The following is an 18,679-nucleotide window of genomic DNA, read 5'->3' on the forward strand; positions in this document are numbered from 1 at the left end:
GATAGATTCTTTTTTAGTGCTTCAGTACTACCATCTTCTCTGTATCTGTACTTCCATCTTCATAGCGGTTTACAGCAATTATTATTCCGGTATATGAATTCAGGTCATATGCCCTTAAATGCTGACCCGATACAGTGTATAATTCCTGTTGAATTACTGCACCTTTTGTTGACTCCCGGTTAAAAAAAAACTGAGATGTACTGGTATTAAAGTTACTGTTTACATCTACCGGATCAATTCCCCTGTGTGTGGGTGTGACCGGCTTAATGGTGCCGTCTTCGTTAAAATAGAGCCTGTCAATGCAAACCTCACGGTGATAACCCGGTCCGTCGTTCAGATAGTTTTTGTTGATCCGGTGATAGACAATGTACCATTCGTCGCGTCCGGGAATTTGTATAATGGAATTGTGAGCCGTTCCGTAGATCTCATTATCCGGATCCTGCTGCATCACGATGGGCTGACTGGCTACATTGATCGGTCCGGTTGGCGAATCAGATGTACCATAAGCCACATGGTAATTGGGTGAACCGGTATCATCAACCGACCAGAGGAAGTAGTAAAGCCCGTTTCTGTAAAACACGTAAGTTCCTTCCCTGAAAGCATATGTAGCCAGTGTACCTCCCTGAGGGGTAATTACCTTAATGGTTTCCTCTTTAATGGACGTCATATCATCATTCAGTTCGGCCACAGCCATGTAGCCGTTTCCCCAGTAAATATAAGTTTTACCTGATACGGGATCTTCGAATACGTCACTGTCGATGATTTGCCCGCCTACACCATCAGGATTGGAGCTGATCATGGGTGAACCGGAATCCACAAACGGCCCGGTTGGATAATCCGATACAGCCACACCGGTTTTCTTTCCTCCGCTTTCACCGCTGAAGTAAAAGTAATACCGGTACTGATTATCAGCAATCTTCTTTTCTATGATACAAGGTGCCCATGCATTTCCCGTTGCCCAGCTGACCTGGTCGGTGCTGAGATCAAGAAAGGTTCCCTGGTTAGTCCAGTTTACAAGGTCCGGCGATGAATAAACATCAAAATAATAGCCGCCCCATCCGGGATAACCATCTGTGGTAGGATAGATATAGAAGAGACCGGTCTGCTCAGAATAGAGCACTTCCGGGTCAGCATGAAAATCCGGTATTACCGGGTTAGCCCATATCTCAGTTGTGACATTATAGGTAACTGAATTTCCGTTCAGTGTAAGTGTATATGCAACACTACCGTTTGTAAAATCCTGATTGCCTGCAGGTGTTATCGTTGTTCCGGGGGTGGCATATAATTCCGGATCAAACGATGAAAGATCAACACCATAGTATACCGGAATATGAATGTTCTTACTTGTGCTGTTTATGTCAATACCTGCATCCCGTATATTCTTGTTCCGTGCGCCAATGCCGGAAATTGTATTCAGCGCAGTAGATGGGAAAGCTTCTATCAGTCTGTTTACTTCAGCTTCAGAAATGGCTATGGATGTTCCGTGCCGCGCATCCATGGAATAGTTATCCATCACATAACTGAAGTTTTTCAGATCGGGTGTCTCACAGAACTGATAATGTCCCGCACCATAGCAGTCATACATCAGAATCCATTTATCCCGATCAATTAACCTGAAAACACCGGCTCCCTCAACGGCTTCATCCGTCTGATCCACATTGTCAAGAGGTGTACTCCATTGCGATCCGGGCGTTTCACCATCCTGTGGGGTAAGCGTTTCTGCAGTGACCTCGCTGATGCCTCCTATGCCTTCATTTTTGAAGAACATATGGTAAAGCTTATCCACATCGCTGAAAATGATATCACCGTCTATGGTAGCCGAACCTCTGTCAAACAGATACTGCGGTTCACCTTCCAGGTCGGTGAAGTCTGCATTGGCGTAGCAGTAAAATACCTTATCGTAAGTTACTTTTCCGTCACTGGTCAGCAATGAGAAATAAACCATGTATTTCCCGGCATCGGGATCGTAAACGGTTTGTGGTGCCCATACACGCAACACATTAGCCCACTGATCCGGCCAGCGTGTAGGAAAATTAACTGTCGCACTGGTCCAGTTAACCAGGTCAGTTGATTTAAGTAACACAATACCACGGTTGCTGCTCCATCCTTCGCTGGATTTCATATCGGTAACCACCATATAGAATGTTTTGCCATCTTCGCAACGCAGGATATGCGGGTCACGAACAGCTTTTTTCAGTGCAATATCAGCTGAATTAATTACCGGATTCCCATTGTTTAAAGCCGTATAATTAAACCCATCGTTGCTTAAGGCAAAATGGATCTGTTCCTGCGACTGGGCATTACCGGTAAAATAGGTAAACAAATAGGCCGAACGGTCCTCTTTTTCTGCTATATAAATGGTAAAATCTTTTGTTTTGGTCACATCGCCTTTCGTCACAGTTGCAGTCATTGTAACCTGTTTTTTACCTTGTCCCAGTGGTGACGGCTTAAGTACACGACCCGATGTATTGATGAAATCAGGAGCGTCTGTACTCCAGCTGACTTTTGATCCTTCATCTGTTCTATAAGGCAGGATAACACTGCTTCTTGCATTTGTTGTATTGCCTCCAATTTCAAGTCCCGAAAGATCAATATCCACACTTTCTTCATCGGAATATTGGGGTAAAACAGTTATTACAACTGGTGTGGAAGCCGAGTAGGCATTACGTGTGAGTGTTGCTGTCATGGTCACACTTATCGGATCGGATCCGAAAGAAGGCCGGTACACCGTTCCGTCCGAAGTTACAACTGATTCATCAGAACTTGACCAGGATATGGAAATATCGTTACTCAGACTTCCAGGCAAGGCAATTTTAGAACGGATTTCATCCTTATTCTCAATGGTAACACTGCTTAATGCTGCTGTAACAATCATGCTGTCCAGGGTGTGGTTCAGTACAGATGTTTCAGCACTTACACTTTCTATTTCAGTTCTGTTAATGGCCCCTTTGTAAATTCTGAAATTACTGTAGACAGCATTTTTCAGATAACCGTCACCGGCATAACAGGAACGTCCAAGGAAATTATATCCTGTTGAACCAAGCGATCCGGGAAGTTTACTGATGGTGCCATTGGCTATCAGATCCGCATCGAGGTAAATATAACCATGACCGTTCAGCTGGGTGTAGGTAAGATTTACCCACTTGCCTTTCATCATAGGCACACCTGCATCAAGCTCTTCTTCGTTCCGGTACCCGGTGTTCGAAATAGCATAGCGGGTGGAGATAGCAGTAAAAAACATATTTCCGTTAGCATCCGTCCCCATATTATCTGAATTGGCAAATGTCCAGATAAAATTACCGTTTCCTGTCACTGAAGTACTTTCAGGGATATAAATATTCGTTGAAACAGAAAAACTATCCAGTGTGGCAATGACATCACCAAATGCAGCACTAAAGTCAAAATAACCGTTCTGGTTGCCAAGATCCAGTACAGGAACTGCGCCAAAGGCAGTCAGTTGTGCACCGTTATGCAGCGATCCGGTATATGTATCTTTGCTGTCTGATGCTGAACTGAAATCAAACTCTGCCAGTAATTCAACGGCATCAGAACTGGTTTTAAGGCCGGATAATGCTTCTATCTGTGCTGAACTGAGCGCACCGTCATAAATTCTGAAGTCAGCATATTTGGCATTTCTCAGATAAGCATCTGCAGCGTAACAGGATCTTCCCAGGTAATTGTAGCTGGTTTTGCCAAGTTCTGACGGTGTCATGGCAATTTCTCCGCTAACGGTCAGAAGACCATTGTAGTACAGTGATCCTGTACCGTTTTGCTGTACATAGGTAACCGTTATCCATGCACCTTTTTGCAGTGCTGAACCGGTTTGAATGCCCTCTTCACCGGTCCACCGGTTTGGCGTTATGGCATACCTGCCGTTTTTTGCACTAAAAAACAGGCACCCATTGGCATCTGTTGCAATATTATTTGAATTGGCTATTGTCCAAACAAAGTTCCCGTTGGACGTAATGGAAGTAGATGAAGGAATATATAGTTTACAGAAAACAGTGAAGTCATTAAGGGTCGTTACAAGATCACCCAATCCGGTGCCCATATTAACATAACCGTTTCCGCTTCCCAGTTCAATAACCTGCATGTTGTCATACGAAACGATTGATGCTCCATTCATTAGATTGGCGGAAAATCCGTTCCCCGATGCATCACTGATGGTTGTGGCATTTAAGGCCTCTGTTGCAGGATTATAATGTAACTTAAGTGTCTGTGCCGAAAGAATATTAACCGACGAAAAAAGAACTACGGTTAACAAAACGAGTTTAAAAATGTGTTTGCAGGTTTTAGCCATTTCTGTATATTTTCAATAGTTAAATGATGTGTTTTTTTACCACAGTTGCAAAAATAAGCTTTCAAAGCCATATAAGAAGAGAATAATTGTGCAAAGAGTTTCATTTTTTCGATTATAAAGAACCAATAATATGCCGGGAATGATATGGATAGGAAGAAATGTTGTACTTTCATCTCCGATTTTTTTAGAGCATGGATAATCTTTGGTACAAATTTCTGGATCTTTATTCGGGCAGTTATACGCAAAAAATACTCATTGAGGCGCTAGATCTGTTAAATCAGCTTTGGCCCTACCTTGTTGTCGGAATTGTGCTGTCATCACTGGTTAAAGTTTTTGTATCACGACAAGCCATCGCAGCTATTTTTACCGGGCGTCGAAATGCGATGACCATTGTACTTGCGGCAATGCTTGGAGTGCTGTCACCACTTGGAAGTTATATCATTATTCCGTTAAGTGCCGCATTGTTTGTTGTTGGTATACCTTTGCCCGTATTGATGGCATTAATGGTCTCTTCTCCTATCATAAATCCGAATCTCTTTTTTCTTACAGCCGGAGCCATGGGTTATGAAATGGCTGTTATGCGGGTTGTATCTGCTTTTTTGCTGGGTGTGACCGCAGGCTATCTTACACAGTTTCTGATCAGAAAGAAAAAACTTACGACAGAAGCAATTTTAAAATCTTCACCCGATCTGGAAGCCTGGATACAGACGGAGCAGGATATCAGTTTTAAGGCATTTTTCAGGGATCTGTACCGGATGACTAGGTATGTCAGCAAATACTTTTTTCTGGCCATCGTTCTGGCGGCAGCAATCAAGATTCTGGTCAATCCCTATTACGTGGTTCGGTTTTTAAGTGAAAACTCCTTTTTATCTGTGCTGATCACAACAGGTGCGGGCGTCCCGTTTTACGTTTGTGGTGGAGCCGCAATTCCTGTGGTTCAGCAGTTATCAGAACTGGGTTTGTCCGATGGAGCTGTACTGGCATTTTTTATTTCGGGTCCTGTAACCAAAATTGCTAACATTGCCATGATGCAAAGTGCATTCAAAAAAAACATCCTGAGCATCTATCTCATTACCGGCATCGGAGGAGCCGCAATTCTGGGTCTTATTTATACACTGTTTAAATAGTTGATTGCCAGCATTAAAACCGTTGTTTATTCCGGTGTTTTTATTAATTTTCCGCAATAAATCTATTTATAATCTTATGAACCGGAATGTAACCCGTAAACCTTCAAAAAAGGGTGGAAAGAAATATTTAAAATACGCAATACTAATTCTTGCTGCGATATCACTGGATTTCGTGGTTTCACATGTTGCCGACGATCTGGTCACGTATAAATATGAATCAGAATTCGATGCCGTAACGGCAGCTACGGTAAAGGTTGGATTGGTTCCCTCTGATTATGATGGTCTTGAAAATCCTTCTTCACGCGATGCGGATATCACTTATGAACAGGTAGAAGATATGGTGAGAAAGGCCATTGATCTACAGGGTGGCTTCCACTGGGTAATTGATAAAGGCGACAACGTGATGCTGAAGGTCAACCTTGTGGGGGCGGACAGTCCATCCGGACAGGGAGAAAATACCGATGTTCGTGTTGTTAAAGCGTTGATAAAAATTATTGATGAGTTTACAGAAGGAGATGTAGAGATCGTGGTGGCAGAGGGTTCGGCCAGAACCAACGATGATCCGGAGTCATCTTCAAGCGTTTGGGCAAACTCTGGTTATACAGCTCTAAAAAGTGATACTTATCTGAATGGCATTAATTTCAGATTTCTGAACCTGAACCAATCCATCGATGATGTGGTGGAAGTGGATCTGGGAGATAAAGGGATGTCTTCCATACAGGGTTCTGTTTATGGTGTTCATGCTGCTGAACTTCAGGCAGATGTTTATATTGTGGTCCCGGTACTGAAAATACATGATACAGGAATAACAAATGCCTTAAAGCTACAGGTAGGAACAGCACCGGGTTGCTACTACGGCTACAACAAAATGGCCGGCACAACGCATTCTCCCGGATTGTATCACGATGTAGGCTTCAGAAGATGGACAACAGAAATGATTGTCGACCTGTGTAATATTGCCGATATTGACTTTGTGGTGGTGGATGCGTTGATGTGTCTTGAGACCTATAAATCATTCAAAGGTGATAACCAGGTCAGAATGAATACCATTATTGCAGGCGTTGACCCGGTTGCGGTAGATCATGTTTGTGCAGAACTGATGGGATTAAACCCTGACGATATAGCCCACATTACCCTGGCCGAAAAAGCGGGGCTGGGAACAAACGATCCGGATAAAATCAATGTGGAGGGTGCGACAATCAGCGAGGTAGCCAAACGCGTTAAAAAGAATACATCTGAAAACGGGAAATTCGGTCAGAGCAACAGAACGTGGATTTTATCAGGACCTTACGAGGGAACAAGTATTGCAACAGAATATATCCCGGAAGAAGCATCTGTAAAAGCTGTTCCGGGTCAGGACGGATGGACACAGCCGGTGTATTTCTTTGATGACAGGATAGACCTTTCATCGTTTTACAGCGATCAGACCAACATTGTAAGTTATGCATACACTAATGTTTATGCACCCAAAGCCCAGGAGGCGGAGTTATGGCTTGGTGCACAGGAAGCAATTTACGTATATCTGAACAGCGAACAGGTTTACAGTTCTACAACCACAACGACCTATGGAGATAACGACATTGGGAGTAAAGTGGCCACTATTCAGCTGGCTAAAGGGGAAAATGCCCTTATGGTTAAAACACTGAACCGCTTTGGAGATTACAGTTTTGCACTCAACATCTGTGAGCCCGAAACAAATTCCAGTTACGCCGGAAACCGTGTGAAAGGTCTTAAGTTTTACCAGACTTCCGGTTCTACTCCATTGCAGAATATAACAGGAGAGGGTAAGCTGAAGATCACGCTGGCACCTAATCCTGCAAGGGATTTTGTTAACATCAGTGTTGCTGCAGGAGCAGATGAACCGGTCAGGATAATCATTACAAATCTTAAAGGTCAAACCATAAAATCATTTGCCGGAATTCGTGGTTCACAAACATTGAACTGGGATCTGCAGGATGAAACAAATCGTAAAATTCAGGCAGGCACCTATCTTTGCATCTGGGAAAGCAACGGTAAAAGGCAGACCATAAAGTTTATGGTTAAATAGTTTAGAACGGAATAATTATCTGATCAACAGGACCGTTTATCAACTGTTTTATGGATGATTTTGAGCATGGTAGCGCGTATTTTCAGTATTTCTGTATCATTAAATTCATTTACATCCCGGCTGTAACCCTTTTAAATAAAGGGATGTAGTTAAAAATAGAATTATTCTGCGTTTTAAGCTGATTTAAGAGCAAGAGTCACTACTTTTGCCCTCCTATGATTCTATCCCTGAAATTACTCCCACAGCTTACATTTTATACAGAACAGTCAGTAGCATGAGATTTGAAGATCTGGAATTAATTGAGCCTTTACTTAAGGCATTAGAGGACGAAAAATATGAGGTTCCAACCTCGGTTCAGGAAAAAGCGATACCACATATATTGAAACGCAGGGATGTACTGGGCAGTGCACAAACCGGAACGGGCAAAACCGCCGCATTTGCTATCCCAATTCTGCAGCATCTGTATCAGGACCGTCAGAATCAGAATAGTCCGCGTAAGATTAACGCGTTGATTATTACACCTACGCGGGAACTGGCGATTCAGATCGGAGAGAGTTTTTCTACCTACGGAAAGTATACGGGATTAAAAAATACGGTCATCTTTGGCGGAGTGAATCAGACAGCCCAGATCAGAAGGTTACGCAGTGGCGTGGATATCCTGGTGGCAACACCGGGCAGACTGCTCGATTTGATGGATCAGAATTATATACGCTTAAACCATATTGAATATTTTGTGCTGGACGAGGCAGACCGGATGCTTGATATGGGTTTTATTCACGATATCAGAAGGATCATCGCTAAACTTCCCGGCAAACGGCAGTCCCTGTTTTTCTCTGCTACGATGCCGAAAAACATTGTGGATCTCTCACGGAAGATATTGAATAATCCGATTAAGGTTGAGGTTAGTCCGGTGTCGTCTACCGCTGAAACCATACAGCAATACCTTTATTACACCAACAAATCAACAAAAAAGGATCTGTTGCAACATATTCTTAAAGACCGGAAGATGGATCAGGTTTTGCTGTTCTGTAAGACCAAGCATGGTGCTGACAGAATTGTACGCAATCTGTTTAAGCAGAAGGTGTCTGCTGCTGCCATTCACGGCGATAAATCGCAGAACCAAAGGCAAAAAGCTTTGGGTAAATTTAAGGATGGTGAGATCCGGGTTTTGGTGGCTACTGATATTGCAGCACGGGGAATAGATATTAACAAGCTGAAATACGTGATTAATTACGACATCCCGAATATCGCTGAAACCTATGTGCACAGAATTGGACGTTCAGGCCGCGCCGGAGATGAAGGCGTTTCCATTTCTATTTGTGAACCGGAAGAAAACGACTGGATCAGGGATATTGAAAAACTGATTGATCAGAAAATTGAGATCATTACCGATAATCCTTTTCCGCAGACGGACCGCCCAATGACAGCAGGTGAAAAGCAGGAGTTCGAAAAGGAGAAGTTGCTGAGAAAGCAGGAATATTTTGCCAACAGACATAAAAATCAGAAAAGACCGGATAAATCACACTCGGGCAGGCAAAAGAAATAATGATAACTTTGTATGGAATCTTAAAAATATCCCATGCAACCGCTTATCGATCATATACAGATTACAGTAAAAAACATAAAAGTAGCAGAAGCATTTTACGATAAGTTTCTGCCTATCCTGGGTTTTGACATCAACAGAAAGGTTAAGGCATATATCAGGGAGCATGACTTTCATGTGATTGAATATACGCACGATAATCTTGCTTTTGCCATTACCTCGCCAAGAAAAGCCTTTCAGAACGACAGTATAAACCGTAGAAAACCTGGCGCCTTGCATCACCTGGCGTTCAGAGCAGAATCAAGAGCTGAAGTTGATAATGCATACATGCAACTATTAAAGATTGGTGCTGACATTGTGTCTGAACCACAGATTCATCCGGAATACAGCGATACGTATTATGCTGTTTATTTTAAGGATACCGAAAACATTAAATACGAGATTGTCTGCAACCTTTAAATGGGGAGAAAATCATTGTAAATAAAGACGGATTTATTATCTTGGTTGCAATGGATTAATTGCAACCAATGAGATTTTTGAACGTTATTCTTCTTGTGCTTATACAGATTCTGTTCGTCGGAATATCAGCTCAGAATATTGCTGTGGTTAGCGGGAACACGGTTGCTGTAGATAACGGTATGATTGAAGCTCAGATTGATGGTGGAAAGATGATTTCGGTGAATATGAAGGGAGAAGCCAATCTTCTGAATAATGGCGGATACGGTTATTTTTCCTACAATGACGATAACGGCTTTTTTTCTCCTTCAGCTCTTCAGCCTGGCATAAAAGTAAATACAGCCGAAATAGCAGATATCTATTTTCGGAAAGTCGATAATTTTGATATTGAAATGCACTTTGTGTTTCGAAAGAACGAGTGCGGGTTTTATACTTACTTCGTGGTTTCGGATGCCGGACTTGCCGGTAAATCGCTTGGACAGTTGCGGTTTGCCTTTCGCGTGGATAAGGACATTTTTGATTATGCCTGGACCGTTGAACGCCAGGGCCCCATGATTCATCCGGATGTACTGGCAAATTATGTGGAGGAGATTCAGGATGCGACCTTCCTGCTTCAGGATGGCTCCATCTATACCAAATACGACTGGTGTACCTATAAAATTTATGATGACCTGCATGGCCTTATGGGGAACGGAACAGGTGTTTGGAATATAGAAGCCAGCCATGAATACATTTCCGGCGGTCCAACCATGCAGGAGACCACACTCCATGGGACCAATACAACGCCAATATTGCTTTGTCCCTTTTTAACGGGCCATTTCGGGAGCGAGACCATTACGCTTCAGAATGAATATACACAATGGAGCAAGATCTTTGGCCCTGCATTTATTTATATCAACAGTGGAACCAATGAAGAAATTATTGCGGATGCCAGGCAAAAGACTGCAGAACTGAAATCAGAATGGCCGTACCAGTGGCTTGAACATGATTTGTTTGCGCGCTCCCGTGGCAACTTAAACGGAAAGCTGGATATAAAAGGCCGTGGAACGGTGGATAGTGCCATGGTGGTGCTGTGCAAAGCCGGGCCATCCTGGATACCTGAAGAAGGGCGCTGGCAACGGCAACCTTACGACTATTTCTTTTGGGCTGAAGCCGATGAAAACGGGAATTTTAAAATTGAAAAGATCATTCCCGGAACCTATACCCTGTATGCCTATACGCAAAAAGGCAAATTAATTGATGAGCTGAGACAGGATAATGTGCTTATCAACGAAGGGAATAATGATGCAGGCATCATTCAGTGGGATGCTAAAGACAGAGAAAAGATAATTTTTCAGATAGGGATAGCAGATCATAAATCCGGCGAATATAAGCTGGGAAACCTGCCAAGAGCCTATGGCCGTTGGAAAGAATCACCCTATGAGCTGACCTATAGCTGTGAAGTCGATACTCCACGTGAAAACTGGTATTACTGTCAGCGGGTGAACAGCACCTGGGATATAAAATTTAACATAGCGGATATTTCTGTCTTGAATGATCCCGTAATTAAAGTAGCGTTGGCTGGTGTGGATGCCGGGCCACACCTCGATCTTATCCTGAACGGTGAAACCGTTTCTGTGAACGATCTTTGGAGTGACAGCGGAATCCGCAGATCCTCACTGACCAGTGGAAAATACAAATGTATAAGCTGCGATGTGGATAAAAGGCTTTTACAGGAAGGTGAAAACACCCTGCAACTCAGAAGTTACGGCTCAGCTCAGGAATATAAAGGAATAATGTACGATGCGATCATCCTGGAAGCCGATACCAGCAAAAGTGTGCACGACCCGTCGCTGGCATCACTTACGGTAAGTGCAGGACAGCTTAGCCCGGCATTTAATTACAGAATCGGTACCTACGTTGTTTCTGTCCCACAGGGTACTACAGTGTTACCAACCGTATCAGCCCTTGCTGTAAACGAAAATGCCATGGTTCATATTGATAACGTGACCGAAATTCCGGATACAGCATATGTGCATGTCACCGCGGATGATGGGGTATCCAACGCGACGTACAGGATTATTTTTGATTATGCAACATCAATTCAAACTGCTAAAATGGATGTGGAAGATGAAAGCAAGAGGGTAGATGTTTATACGGTTTCAGGCCGTCGTTTACGTTCAGGCGTTGAAAAGGAAAATGCACTGAAGGGATTGGAAAATGGAATATACATTGTAGGACAAAAAAAAGTAGTTGTTACAGAATCAAAATAAGCAATAAAATAAATCTATTGATGGAAACAAAATCCTCAGGACAGAAGGCCCCGGGACTTTTTTATGCGTTACTGATTCAAATGGTAATATTGACCGTTGCTTGTGTGCCTAAATTGAATCAAGATGAGTTGGCATTAAAGGATGCGTTCAAGGGTAAGTTTTATATTGGAACAGCCCTGAACGGAGCCCAGATAACAGGTCGGGATACCTTAGCTGTCCGTATTGTAAAGGAACAGTTTAATGCCATCGTGGCTGAGAACTGCATGAAGAGTGCATCACTTCAGCCGGAAGAAGGTCGGTTTAACTTTTCGCTGGCTGATCAGTTTGTGAAATTCGGGGAAGAAAATGACATGTTCATTACGGGTCATACCCTTATATGGCACTCCCAGATTCCCGGATGGTTTTTTACAGACAGCCTTGGAAAGGATGTCACACCGGAGGTATTGAAGGAGCGCATGAAACAACATATCCTTACTGTTGTCGGCAGGTTTAAAGGACGTGTGAAAGGGTGGGATGTGGTGAATGAGGCCATCCTGGACGACGGATCATACAGACAAAGTAAATTTTATCAGATACTGGGTAAGGATTTCATCAAACTGGCATTCAGGCTGGCACATCAGGCTGATCCTGAAGCAGAGTTGTATTACAATGACTATTCAATGGCAAATGCCGGAAAACGTGAAGGTGTTGTCAAAATGGTGAAGGAACTTCAGCAGGAAGGCATTCGGATTGATGGCATTGGTATGCAAACACACATCGGATTAAGTTACCCGGATTTGGCAGGATATGAAAAAAGTCTGGAAGCCTTCGCAGGTCTGGGGCTTAAGGTCATGATCACAGAAATGGATCTGACGGTATTGCCTTCACCATGGGGAAATACAGGGGCTGATGTTGCTCAAAACAAGGCGTACCAGGAAAAGATCAATCCCTATAAAGACGGACTGCCTGATTCTGTTTTGCAAAAGTTCAATGACCGTTACCTTGATTTCTTTGGTCTCTTTCTAAAGCATCAGGATCAGATTTCACGGGTTACCTTCTGGGGTGTGACCGATGCCAATTCCTGGCGCAATAACTGGCCGGTGAGAGGACGAACGGATTATCCCTTGCTGTTTGACCGCAGTGGCAGAGCCAAACCGGTAGTTACGGAAATCATACAGGAAACCAAAAAATAAAGTAACAAACAACACAATCCGGTTAAAATGTCATAACATGACACGAACACTTTTACTTCTCACGCTGCTATTATGCCTGAACATCACTGCAGAAGACGGTCATCAGCTTTGGCTCAGGGCACAAAACACCGGTCAGATCACCGTAAAATGCAAAACAGGTTCTCCTGCACTTGATATTGCAGCACAGGAGTTACATCAGGGATGGCAGGGTAAAGATGGCGCCCGCATCAAACTGAAGATAAAGCTGGACAAAAGGATTACAGGAGATGGATTCCGGCTGACACGAAACAGGATTTACGCTCAAACAGATCTGGGTATTCTTTACGGTGTATATGAATTGCTGCGTCGTCAGCACACCGGAGCACCCATTGACAAGGTTATTCAAAATCCATCGTATGATCTTCGTCTGCTGAACCACTGGGATAACCTCGATGGGAGCATCGAACGTGGCTATGCCGGTTCATCCATATTCTGGCGCAAAGGCAAAGATGCCTTTACTGTTACAGCACAGGACAGAAACCTATGGACGGAGTACGCGCGGGCAAATGCGTCGGTCGGGATAAACGGGACTGTTTTGAATAATGTCAATGCATCACCTCAAATGTTAAGTCCAAAGGTTTTGAAAAGGGTTCAGGAGATTGCTGATGTACTGAGGCCTTATGGTATAAAACCTTATCTGGCGGTTAAATTCTCCTCTCCTTCGCTGATCGGCGGACTTAAAACGTCTGATCCGCTTGATACTGATGTTATAAGATGGTGGCAGGAAAAAGTCAGTGAAATATATGCGCTTATCCCCGATTTCGGTGGATTCCTGGTCAAAGCTAACAGTGAGGGACAGCCGGGGCCACAGGATTTTGGCCGGTCCCATGCCGATGGGGCCAATATGCTGGCCAATGCATTAAAGCCGTATGGTGGAATTGTGATGTGGCGCGCCTTTGTTTATAAACCTTCCGGAGACGACCGCGTCAAACAGGCTTACAAGGAATTTGTCCCTCTGGACGGAAAGTTCAGGGATAATGTTATCATCCAGTCCAAAAACGGGCCGCTGGATTTTCAACCGCGAGAACCCTTCAGTCCGCTATTCGGAGGGATGAAAGAAACGGCTGTGATGCCGGAGCTGCAGATCACACAGGAATACCTTGGGCAAAATGTACACTTGGTTTTTCTGGCGCCCATGTGGGAGGAGTTTTTTAACAGCGACACTTATATGGAGGGTCCCAGAAGTACCATTGCCCGATACACGGGTGGTGACATAATCCCTTTTCAACATACGCTGATCGCCGGTGTGTCAAATATTGGTTCTGACCCAAACTGGTGTGGTCATCCCTTTGCACAGGCCAACTGGTATGCTTTTGGCAGAATGGCATGGAACCATTCCTTAACGAGTGAACAGATCGCCGATGAATGGCTGAAGATGACATTCGTGAATGAAAGACAAGAACTTTCGGATACATCTTTATGGGCCCAACATTTTTTGCAGCCGGTAAAACAAATGATGCTTGAAAGCCGTGAAACAGCAGTGAATTATATGATGCCACTCGGGTTGCATCATATCTTCGCAGCTAATCATCATTATGGACCAGGCCCCTGGTGGGCACCTGCAGGTGCAAGAAAAGACTGGACACCGCCATATTATCACCAGGCTGATGACAAAGGGATCGGGTTCGACCGGACCCGGACCGGAAGCAATGCTGTGAGCCAGTATCATGAACTATTGCCATCTGTTTTTAACGATTTGAAAACTTGTCCTGAAAAGTATCTGCTTTGGTTTCATCATGTGCCATGGGATTACAAGCTGCATAATGGTAATACCTTGTGGAATGAGTTGTGTAACAGGTATGATCGTGGTGTTAAAGAGGTAGATAGGTTTCAAAAAACCTGGAATAATATGGGATTATATTTAGATTCCGAACGCTTTTATCAGGTTCAGGGTAAATTGCGGGAACAATACAGGAATGCACGTATCTGGAAGGATGCCTGTCTGCTCTATTTTCAGCAGTTCAGCGCGATGCCTCTACCTGATAATGTAGAAGCTCCAGTTTATAAGCTGAACGAACTGATGCAGGTAGAGTAAAATTGATGCACAGCATTTTAACAGATGAACACATTAAAAGCCGGAGGTTAGTTCTTATGTAGAATCTAATAATTTTCTTGGTTTAATGACAACCTGAACCGGATAATACCTATAAGTTTTTAAATTTGCCCTGAATTAACAATGTGCTCATAATATGAAGAAAACCATTTTTTATGCCTTTGTAGTTATGCTTGGTTTGCAAACTGCAAATGCACAAACAGATTATACTGATTCCATTACCAATCCTAGTTTTGAAACCGGCAATGCTAATGGCTGGACCTGGACCGGAACCGGTGGCTATGTATGGGTTGGAGTAAACAACGATGGAGATGATACAAAAACAGGGACGTATATTGCCGGCACATGGAATGCGAGCATTGGCGATGTAGAGCTTTCACAAACCATCACGGGGCTTCCGGACGGTATGTACACCGTCACAGGAGATCTTATGGGAAGCAGCAATGCTGCTACAAGCCGGCTAACGACCCAGCGTATTTTTGCCAACGGGGTTTCGCAGTTATTCGGATCCGAAAGCGACTATTCTACCGATAATCTTAAAATTTTAGGCAGGGCAGAGACGTATTCTTTCGGCGGATATTCTGAAACTCAGAACGACAGGGGACCGTTTTTAACATTGACGGTCACGGCTCCGGTAACCGATGGTAATTTAGTGTTGGGTGTCCGTACAAATGGTAAAACAACCCAGCAGGGATACGCTTTTCCAAACCTTACTTCAGGTGATGGTCATGGATGGTTCAAGGTGGATAATTTTACGCTGACATATATTGGTGAGTTAACTGCAGAAGTGAAAGCCAATGCCTCTCTCTTAAATATTAAGGTTACAGATGGGCAGTTTGAACCGGATTTTAATCCTGACTCTCTGACTTATACGGTGACACTACCTGTTGGTGCCACATCGGTCAATCCGGAAGTGGTTCCTGCTGTACCCGGTGTTGCTGTTTCAGGAAATGAAGCGGTTGATATCACTGCAGGAACAGGGGTATCTGTTATAACGATCACATCTGTCGGTGGCTTAGAATCAAAAATCTACACCCTGAATTACACCGTTGAAAACCCGTTTGAAGTAACTGGTGATCAACAGGATAAACTTTACACCAATGAGTTTCCACTGGGAGATGTTACGCTGTTGGATGGTCCGTTTAAACATGCGGAGGATCTGAATATCCAGTCGCTTCTGGAATATGATGTGGATCGCTTACTTGCTCCTTACCGCAAGGAAGCTGGTTTGTCTGCAAAAGCAACCAGTTATCCCAACTGGACTGGACTTGACGGTCATATCGGGGGACATTATCTTACGGCAATGGCTATCAATTATGCTGCTACCGGTAATACAACCTGCAAACAACGCATGGATTATATGGTGGATGAATTGAAATCCTGTCAGGATGCAAACACAGTTAAATATCCAGCATGGGGTGTAGGTTATGCCGGGGGTGTTCCTTCAAGTAATTCGGTATGGTCAACATTTAAAACAGGGAATTTCAGCAACTATACCTCAGCCTGGGTTCCCTGGTACAATCTGCATAAAACCTATGCAGGGTTACGTGATGCCTGGCTGTATGGTAATAATGAAACCGCGAAGGAAGTATTCCTGAAATTTTGTGACTGGGCCATTTCGATCACTTCCGGTTTATCTGATGCGCAGATGGAAACCATGCTGAACACAGAACATGGTGGCATGAATGAGGTACTGGCTGATGCATACCAGATAACCGGTGAAGCAAAGTATATTACAGCGGCGAAACGGTTTTCACATAAGCAGATTTTAAACAGTATGGCTGTTCAGGTAGACAATCTGGATAACAAACATGCTAATACGCAGGTTCCTAAAGCTGTCGGATTTCAAAGAATTGCAGAACTGACCAAAGATGTGGCATACGCGAATGCAGGTCAGTTTTTCTGGCAGACTGTGACCCAAAACCGTAGCCTTGCACTTGGAGGCAACAGCCGGAAGGAATATTTTCCACAGGCTTCTGCCTGTATCGATTATATAAATGATGTGGAGGGACCGGAATCCTGCAATACCAACAATATGCTGAAATTGACAGAAGATCTGTTTCGTGTTGATCCGCAGGCCAAATACGCTGATTTTTATGAGAGGGCGATGTTAAATCATATCCTTTCCACACAGCATCCGGAACATGGTGGATATGTATACTTTACGCCGGCACGTCCTCAGCACTACCGGGTGTATTCTGCGCCCAACCAGGCCATGTGGTGTTGTGTTGGAACCGGCATGGAAAATCACGGTAAATATGGAGAGTTTATCTATACGCATGATGACGAATCTCTGTATCTCAACCTCTTTATTGCATCAGAGCTTAACTGGAAAGAAAAAGGTTTAACGCTAAGACAGGAGACATCTTTTCCTGATGAGGAGCAAACGGTATTAATAATATCTGCGGCCACACCAACCGATTTTACACTGAAAGTTCGTTCCCCAGGGTGGGTTAATGCAGGTGCACTGAAAATTATTGTTAACCACGATACGCTTGATGTGCAGTCAGTTCCACAGACCTATATCCCGGTTCAGCGTACATGGAGTGACGGAGATACTGTGAAGATTTTACTGCCAATGCATAACGCAATTGAACAGCTTCCCAACGTATCCCGCTACGTGGCCATAATGCACGGTCCTGTACTGCTGGGGGCAAAAACAGGAACCCAGGATCTGGCAGGTTTGATTGCGGATGACAGTCGCTGGGGGCATATTGCCAGTGGCAGCCTGATGCCTTTGGATCAGGCACCTGTGCTGGTTGCTGACAGGGACAGCATTACTGCAAAAATAGTTCCTGTAGAAGGGGAACCTCTTCACTTTAAAGCAAGTGATCTCTTTCCTGATGCAGAAGATACAGATTTGGTACTGGAACCGTTCTATAAAATTCATGATGCAAGGTATATGATGTACTGGCTGACGCTGAACAAGGATGAGTATCAGAGCGTACTGGATAGTCTGGCTGAAATTGAGAAGGCAGAACTGGAACTGGATGCACGGACAGTGGATCAGGTGGCCCCGGGTGAACAACAGCCTGAGGCAGACCACAACCTGCAAAGTTCTAATTCCACTACCGGAAACTGGCAGAATGAATTTTGGCGCGACGCCAATAACGGTGGCTTTATCAGTTACACGTTTAGTACTCAGGGTAAATCAGACCTTTCTCTCATGGTACGTTACTGGGGTAATGAAACGTATGGTAGCCGAACTTTCGACATTCTGATTGACGACGTTAAATTAACGACTGAAAACCTCATTGGGAAGTGGAATGTCGATGAATTTAAAAATGTGGAATACCCTATTCCGAATTCCATGACGGAAGGGAAGGAACAGATTACGGTAAAATTTCAGGCCATCAATTCATCTAACATAGCCGGTGGATTGTTTTACGTTCGCATATTGCAACCTTCAGAAGAGACCGCAATCTCTTACGAGGTAGTGGATAACATGGGCTGGAAAGCCGAAGTGGTTGATAAAAGAATCAGGATCACAGCATTACCCGAAAATGGAACGGTTGCTATTTATGATATTCAGGGAAAACTTATTGAAAAACGTGCTATAATGAATTCTTATGAAGAGTTTGAATGCCGGGAGAGCGGAATTAAAATTGTCAGAGTCTACTCCGGCGGTAAAGCACAGGCAGAGAAAGTTGTTATATATTAAATTATTTGTAACGCGATATTTAATTCGCA

The 18,679-nt window shown here is 43.8% G+C and carries 9 protein-coding genes; 8 read left to right on the forward strand and 1 reads right to left on the reverse strand.

Going from position 1 to position 18,679, the window contains the following annotated elements; all coding sequences use genetic code 11:
• Positions 1 to 13: 13 nt before the first annotated feature.
• Positions 14 to 4,300: a family 43 glycosylhydrolase gene (locus ACE01N_RS01935; protein WP_380584268.1), complete on the reverse strand. Its 4,287-nt coding sequence runs from the start codon at positions 4,298 to 4,300 to the stop codon at positions 14 to 16.
• 191 nt (positions 4,301 to 4,491) lie between these two features.
• Here ACE01N_RS01935 and ACE01N_RS01940 point away from each other — a divergent pair, with 191 nt between their 5' ends.
• The 8 genes from ACE01N_RS01940 to ACE01N_RS01975 all read left to right on the forward strand — a co-directional run bounded on the left by ACE01N_RS01940 (position 4,492) and on the right by ACE01N_RS01975 (position 18,650).
• Positions 4,492 to 5,427: a permease gene (locus ACE01N_RS01940; RefSeq protein WP_380584270.1), complete on the forward strand. Its 936-nt coding sequence runs from the start codon at positions 4,492 to 4,494 to the stop codon at positions 5,425 to 5,427.
• 76 nt (positions 5,428 to 5,503) lie between these two features.
• On the forward strand, positions 5,504 to 7,474 hold the full coding sequence (locus tag ACE01N_RS01945) for a DUF362 domain-containing protein (RefSeq protein WP_380584272.1): 1,971 nt from the start codon (positions 5,504 to 5,506) through the stop codon (positions 7,472 to 7,474).
• Positions 7,475 to 7,748: 274 nt separating this feature from the next.
• Positions 7,749 to 9,020, forward strand: a complete 1,272-nt coding sequence (locus ACE01N_RS01950) for a DEAD/DEAH box helicase (RefSeq protein ID WP_380584274.1) — start codon at positions 7,749 to 7,751, stop codon at positions 9,018 to 9,020.
• A 33-nt stretch (positions 9,021 to 9,053) separates the two neighbouring features.
• Positions 9,054 to 9,476 carry a VOC family protein gene (locus ACE01N_RS01955; protein WP_380584276.1) on the forward strand — a complete coding sequence of 141 codons (423 nt, stop codon included), beginning with the start codon at positions 9,054 to 9,056 and terminating at the stop codon, positions 9,474 to 9,476.
• Between the two features lie 68 nt (positions 9,477 to 9,544).
• Complete coding sequence (locus ACE01N_RS01960; RefSeq protein ID WP_380584278.1) at positions 9,545 to 11,725, forward strand: polysaccharide lyase family protein; 2,181 nt, start codon at positions 9,545 to 9,547, stop codon at positions 11,723 to 11,725.
• 20 nt (positions 11,726 to 11,745) lie between these two features.
• Complete coding sequence (locus tag ACE01N_RS01965) at positions 11,746 to 12,897, forward strand: endo-1,4-beta-xylanase (protein WP_380584280.1); 1,152 nt, start codon at positions 11,746 to 11,748, stop codon at positions 12,895 to 12,897.
• 37 nt (positions 12,898 to 12,934) lie between these two features.
• Positions 12,935 to 14,971 carry an alpha-glucuronidase gene (locus ACE01N_RS01970; RefSeq protein WP_380584282.1) on the forward strand — a complete coding sequence of 679 codons (2,037 nt, stop codon included), beginning with the start codon at positions 12,935 to 12,937 and terminating at the stop codon, positions 14,969 to 14,971.
• A gap of 154 nt (positions 14,972 to 15,125) precedes the next feature.
• The gene (locus tag ACE01N_RS01975; RefSeq protein ID WP_380584284.1) at positions 15,126 to 18,650 is read left to right on the forward strand and encodes a beta-L-arabinofuranosidase domain-containing protein; all 3,525 of its coding nucleotides are present in this window, start codon (positions 15,126 to 15,128) and stop codon (positions 18,648 to 18,650) included.
• Positions 18,651 to 18,679 lie beyond the last annotated feature (29 nt).

The sequence above is a fragment of the Quyinboa ferrireducens genome (assembly GCF_042436675.1).
GTDB lineage: Bacteria > Bacteroidota > Bacteroidia > Bacteroidales > UBA5342 > JBHJHP01.

Coding starts and splice junctions, on each gene's coding strand:
- ACE01N_RS01935 (WP_380584268.1), bottom strand. CDS start 4,300: ATGGCTAAAACCTGCAAACACATTTTTAAACTCGTTTTGTTAACCGTA.
- ACE01N_RS01940 (WP_380584270.1), top strand. CDS start 4,492: ATGGATAATCTTTGGTACAAATTTCTGGATCTTTATTCGGGCAGTTAT.
- ACE01N_RS01945 (WP_380584272.1), top strand. CDS start 5,504: ATGAACCGGAATGTAACCCGTAAACCTTCAAAAAAGGGTGGAAAGAAA.
- ACE01N_RS01950 (WP_380584274.1), top strand. CDS start 7,749: ATGAGATTTGAAGATCTGGAATTAATTGAGCCTTTACTTAAGGCATTA.
- ACE01N_RS01955 (WP_380584276.1), top strand. CDS start 9,054: ATGCAACCGCTTATCGATCATATACAGATTACAGTAAAAAACATAAAA.
- ACE01N_RS01960 (WP_380584278.1), top strand. CDS start 9,545: ATGAGATTTTTGAACGTTATTCTTCTTGTGCTTATACAGATTCTGTTC.
- ACE01N_RS01965 (WP_380584280.1), top strand. CDS start 11,746: ATGGAAACAAAATCCTCAGGACAGAAGGCCCCGGGACTTTTTTATGCG.
- ACE01N_RS01970 (WP_380584282.1), top strand. CDS start 12,935: ATGACACGAACACTTTTACTTCTCACGCTGCTATTATGCCTGAACATC.
- ACE01N_RS01975 (WP_380584284.1), top strand. CDS start 15,126: ATGAAGAAAACCATTTTTTATGCCTTTGTAGTTATGCTTGGTTTGCAA.